General features: G+C 66.4%; 4 protein-coding genes and 1 pseudogene. 1 reads left to right on the top strand and 4 read right to left on the bottom strand.

Annotation, left to right across the window (positions count from 1 at the left end; genetic code table 11):
- Nucleotides 1–71: 71 nt before the first annotated feature.
- From ACOJTD_RS24710 to ACOJTD_RS24695, 4 genes are all read right to left on the bottom strand, one after another.
- Nucleotides 72–773 carry a hypothetical protein gene (locus tag ACOJTD_RS24710; protein WP_420135492.1) on the bottom strand — a complete coding sequence of 234 codons (702 nt, stop codon included), beginning with the start codon at nt 771–773 and terminating at the stop codon, nt 72–74.
- Nucleotides 774–1106: 333 nt separating this feature from the next.
- The gene (gene gpt, locus ACOJTD_RS24705; protein ID WP_420135491.1) at nt 1107–1622 is read right to left on the bottom strand and encodes a xanthine phosphoribosyltransferase; all 516 of its coding nucleotides are present in this window, start codon (nt 1620–1622) and stop codon (nt 1107–1109) included.
- Nucleotides 1595–2047 (bottom strand): PaaI family thioesterase, encoded by a 453-nt coding sequence (locus ACOJTD_RS24700; RefSeq protein WP_420135490.1) that lies wholly within the window; start codon nt 2045–2047, stop codon nt 1595–1597. The genes gpt and ACOJTD_RS24700 overlap by 28 nt, the downstream gene beginning before the upstream one ends.
- Before the next feature lie 28 nt (nt 2048–2075).
- Nucleotides 2076–2819, bottom strand: coding sequence for a competence/damage-inducible protein A (locus ACOJTD_RS24695; protein ID WP_420135489.1), 744 nt, complete (start codon nt 2817–2819; stop codon nt 2076–2078).
- Nucleotides 2820–3031: 212 nt separating this feature from the next.
- On the opposite strand from ACOJTD_RS24695, the pseudogene ACOJTD_RS24690 reads away from it, so the two are divergent.
- Nucleotides 3032–4450, top strand: a pseudogene (locus ACOJTD_RS24690) (circularly permuted type 2 ATP-grasp protein).
- The last annotated feature ends 178 nt before the right edge of the window (nt 4451–4628 follow it).

Below are 4628 nucleotides of genomic sequence, written 5' to 3'. Positions count from 1 at the left end.
GCTGGGCATAAATCCCGGCGCCGGGGGTTTGGGAGTCGGGGCGCGCGCGGCGCGCGCCCGGAATGACGGGGTTAGGTTGTACCTACGGTCGAATGCAGGGCGGTCGGATGCCGTGCGGGCTGATAGCCTGCGCCAAGGGCGCGTAGCGTCGACGGCGGTGTGAGCAGGACAAACTGCCTTGCTCGGCTCTCGAGCGCCTCGGCATCAGCCGGCTGATAACCGTCGAACGACCACCACAGCAGGCGGCCGCGCGTGATCAGATAGCATGCGCGCGCATGAGGTCCTGTGACGTCGTCGCCGGCAACCTGTGAAGCTGGATCACTCCGTTCCGTCACCATCGCCCCATCCGGCAACTCGGCCACCGCACACGGCAGCGGATGTAGCCGCTTGCCTCGTCCGTCGAGGCGCTCGCGATGCAACGTCGCGTCGATCTCCTTGGCGCTGACGCGCTCAAGTCCGTTGCCCCTCGCCCATGCCGCGGCAAAGCGGTTCGCGTCGTCGCGGCGGCAGAAGTAACAGGGCCGATGGCCGGCCGCGAGTGCGGTGGCCTCATCCAGGAAGAACAGCTCGGTCCAGCTCCGCGTCGCCATCACGGTGCGGCGGCGGCCACGGAAGTCGCAGACGCAGGTGATCCACGCCGGGCTCGACCAGCGCCGGTTCAGCAGCGTGCGCGTCGCCGGATCATGGATGATGCCGCGATTGCCGGTGAACATCCCACGCGCCGCCACCGCGACGATGTCGCCGAACGGCGTCACCCGATTTTGCAGCGGCATGAGACTCCTGATGTCGAGCACGACTGCTTTACGCGCACGGCGCGCTCCTTCTCCCCGCGCTCGGGGAGAAGGCTGGGATGAGGGGGCGCCTCCGCGCGGCCGAGCGCCTGCGATGTACTGATAGGCGGTCAGGCGAGCCACCCGAAATGCTCAAGCGCGTGGAGACGCCCCCTCACCCGGATTGCTGCGCAATCCGACCTCTCCCCGCGCGCGGGGAGAGGTTAAGCTGCGATTTCCTCTCCACGTCATTGCGAGGAGCGAAGCGACGAAGCAATCCAGCTTCGTGCACTGAGCCGGATTGCTTCGCTTCGCTCGCAATGACGGTTGTCCAGGCTACGCCGCCCCATCCTTCAGCGGCGGCTGGAAGCTCAGCCCGGTGTCCCAGGGGAAGAAGATCCAGGTGTCCTGCGAGACTTCGGTGATGAAGGTGTCGACCAGCGGCTTGCCCTGCGGCTTGGCGTAGACCGTGGCGAAATGGGCGTCGGGCAACAGGTCGCGGACCATGCGGCCGGTCTTGCCGGTGTCGACCAGGTCGTCGACGATCAACAGGCCCTTGCCGGTGCCGCCGCCGAGCGCGGCGGTCTGGTCGGAGACGCCTTTCAGCACCTGCAGGTCGCCCTGCTTGTCGTGGGCGTAGCTGGCGATGCAGATGGTGTCGATCACCCGCAGGCCGAGTTCGCGGGCCACGATCGCGGCCGGCACCAGGCCGCCGCGGGTGATGGCGATCACGGCGTGAAACGGCCCGACCTCGTTCAGCCGCCAGGTCAGCGCCCGGCAGTCGCGATGAAACTGATCCCACGACACCGGAAACGGCCGCCCCGCTACGCCGGCTTCTGTCGCGCCGCCCATGTCTCTGCTCCCATCCTGCGAATCACTGCCGTCGCGGTGCCGGTGGCAACCACCCGCTCGTCCTGCAGCAATTCGCCGCTGAGCTGGCAGACCTCTCGGCCCCGCAATAGCACGCGGCCGATGCCTTTCAACGGCCCGACCTTGGCGGGACGATGGAATTGCACGGCAAGATTGACGGTCGGGGCGAACTCTCCGGCGTCGAGCGTGGCGACCAGCGCCGGCCCCATGGTGTCGTCCAGCATCGCGGCGAGGAAGCCGCCCTGCACGTGACCGGCGAGATTGAGAAACGCCGGCGTCGCCTCGAACGCCACCTCGATGCAGCCGGCGGGATCGACCCGCCGGAACGTCATGCCGAGCGTCTTGGCGCAGGGCGGCGGCGGCATCCGGCCGTCCGCGATCTTCCAGAACACCGAGTCCCTGTCCATCGCCCCCCTCCCGGGATGCGCTGGCGGCTTAGTTGTTCTTGTTGTTGTGCAGCTCCGCCAGCATCTGTTTCACGGCCGCCATCGCCTGCTGAAGCTTGTCCGGATCGCGGGACCGCACCACCAGGTTGGTATTTGGTTTGCGCTCCTCGTCGAGGAACGGGTAGCTGCCGATCATCGTGTCCGGATGCGCAGCGGCGATCGCCCGCAGCGGTCCACCGATGTCGCCCTCGCGCGCATCGGCCTTGACTGATTCCGACAGCATCTTCACTCCGGACTTCAATTTCGGCGCGACGATGTCCATCATCGCCTGCATGATCGACGGCACGCCGGCCATCGTGATGACATTGCCGATCTTGAAGCCGGGCGCGATGATAGTGGCGCTCTGGATCAGCTCCGCGCCGTCGGGAATGCGCGCCATCCGCAACCGCGCCTCGTTGAGCTCGGCTTCCGAGAAGCGCTCGCGGAACCGCGCCACCACCTCCGGGTGATAGCCGATCGACACGCCGAACGCTTTTGCGACGCAGTCCGCGGTGATGTCGTCGTGAGTCGGGCCGATGCCGCCGGTCGTGAAGACGTAGGTGTAGCGGCTGCGCAGCGCATCGAGCGCCTCGATGATCGCGTCCTCGTCGTCCGCGACCACGCGCACTTCACGCAGGTCGATAGCGATGTTTGTGAGGTATTCGGCGATAAACCCGATGTTCTTGTCCTTGGTGCGGCCGGACAGGATCTCGTCGCCGATCACCAGAATACCCGCCGTGACGATGTCGCTCATGACGTCCCTTGTCCCTCCCGGCCGATGGCTCAGCCGTCTGATCGCGCACGCTGACACTTGATTGGGCGGCGCGCCGCCCGTTTTTCGGGCAACATCCTGAACCGATCGCAGAAATCGGTCCACTCCCTCCATATCGTGCTGGCCCGGCCCTTGCTACCATCGTGTTCCGTGCTGCACTCTCGTGCAAACAGCTTTGGAATCAATTTGGCGATATGGCAGTTGCGTTCGACGAAATGAACGGCCCGGGTGGCGAGCCTCGCCGGGCCTACGAGGAATTATCCCGCTGGCTCGCCGAAACGCCGCCCGAGGCGCTCGCCCATCGGCGAGAGGAAGCCGAGATGCTGTTCCGGCGGATCGGCATCACCTTCGCGGTGTACGGCGACGCCGAGGCCCAAGAGCGGCTGATCCCGTTCGACGTTATCCCCCGCATCCTGTCCGGCAGCGAATGGGCCCGGATGGAACTCGGCTTGAAGCAGCGGGTGCGCGCGCTGAACATGTTCCTGCGCGACATCTATCATGGCCGCGACATTCTCCGCGCCGACATCATCCCGCACGATCTGATCTTTCAGAACCCGGTGTTCCGGCCGGAGATGAACGGCCAGGCGGTGCCGCACGACGTTTACGTCCACATCGCCGGCATCGATCTCGTCCGGGTCGACGACAACGATTTCTACGTCCTGGAGGACAACGCGCGGACGCCGTCCGGCGTGTCCTACATGCTGGAAAACCGCGAAGTGATGATGCGGCTGTTTCCGGACTTGTTCGCCCGCCACCGCATCGCGCCGGTCGAGCGCTATCCGGACGAACTGCTGACCGCGCTGCGCTCCGTCGCGCCGGCGCATTCGTCGTCGGAACCCACCGTCGCGCTGATGACGCCCGGCGTCTACAACTCGGCGTATTACGAGCACTCGTTTTTGGCCGACAAGCTCGTCATCTAGCTGGTCTAGGGCCGCGACCTCATCGTCAATAACGACGAGGTGTTCATGCGCACCACCGAGGGGCTGAAGCGGGTCGACGTGATCTATCGCCGGGTCGACGACGACTTCCTCGATCCCCTCACCTTCCGCCCGGATTCCGCGCTCGGCGTCCCGGGCCTGATGTCGGCCTACCGGGCCGGCAACGTCACGCTCGCCAATGCGGTCGGCACCGGCATCGCCGACGACAAGGCGGTGTACAGCTATATGCCGGAGATCGTGAAGTTCTATCTCGGCGAGGAGCCGATCCTGAAGAACGTCCCGACCTGGCGTTGCCGCGAACCGGGCGACCTCGCTTACGTGCTCGACCATCTGGGCGAACTCGTCGTCAAGGAAGTGCACGGTTCCGGCGGCTACGGCATGCTGATCGGCCCCGCCGCCACCAAGGCGACGATCGAGGCGTTCCGCGACAAGCTGAAGCGCGAGCCGGAAGGCTTCATCGCCCAGCCGACGCTGGCGCTCTCGACCTGCCCGACCTGCACCGAAGCCGGCCTCGCGCCGCGCCACGTCGACCTGCGCCCGTTCGTGCTGACTGGCCGCGACCGCGTCACCATCGTCCCCGGCGGCCTGACCCGCGTCGCGCTCAAGGAAGGCTCGCTGGTGGTCAATTCCAGCCAGGGCGGCGGGACTAAAGATACGTGGATCTTGGATGAGTAGGTCCGCCGCATACGCTCAGCGCCGGCGCAACCGCTGCCTGCTCCCGTCCCCCGTGCGGGGAGGGGTCGGGGGTGGGGGTCCACAACGGGAGCCTCACCTCGTGACACCCCCCACCCCGACCCTCCCCCGCAAGGGGGGAGGGAGAACGCTGTCGCCGAGTTTGCTCCATGCTCTCCCG

The organism is Rhodopseudomonas sp. (genome assembly GCF_048594845.1).
Taxonomy (GTDB): domain Bacteria; phylum Pseudomonadota; class Alphaproteobacteria; order Rhizobiales; family Xanthobacteraceae; genus Rhodopseudomonas.
The sequence above is the reverse complement of the archived record's forward strand: the minus strand, read 5'-3'. Positions and strand labels throughout refer to the sequence as shown.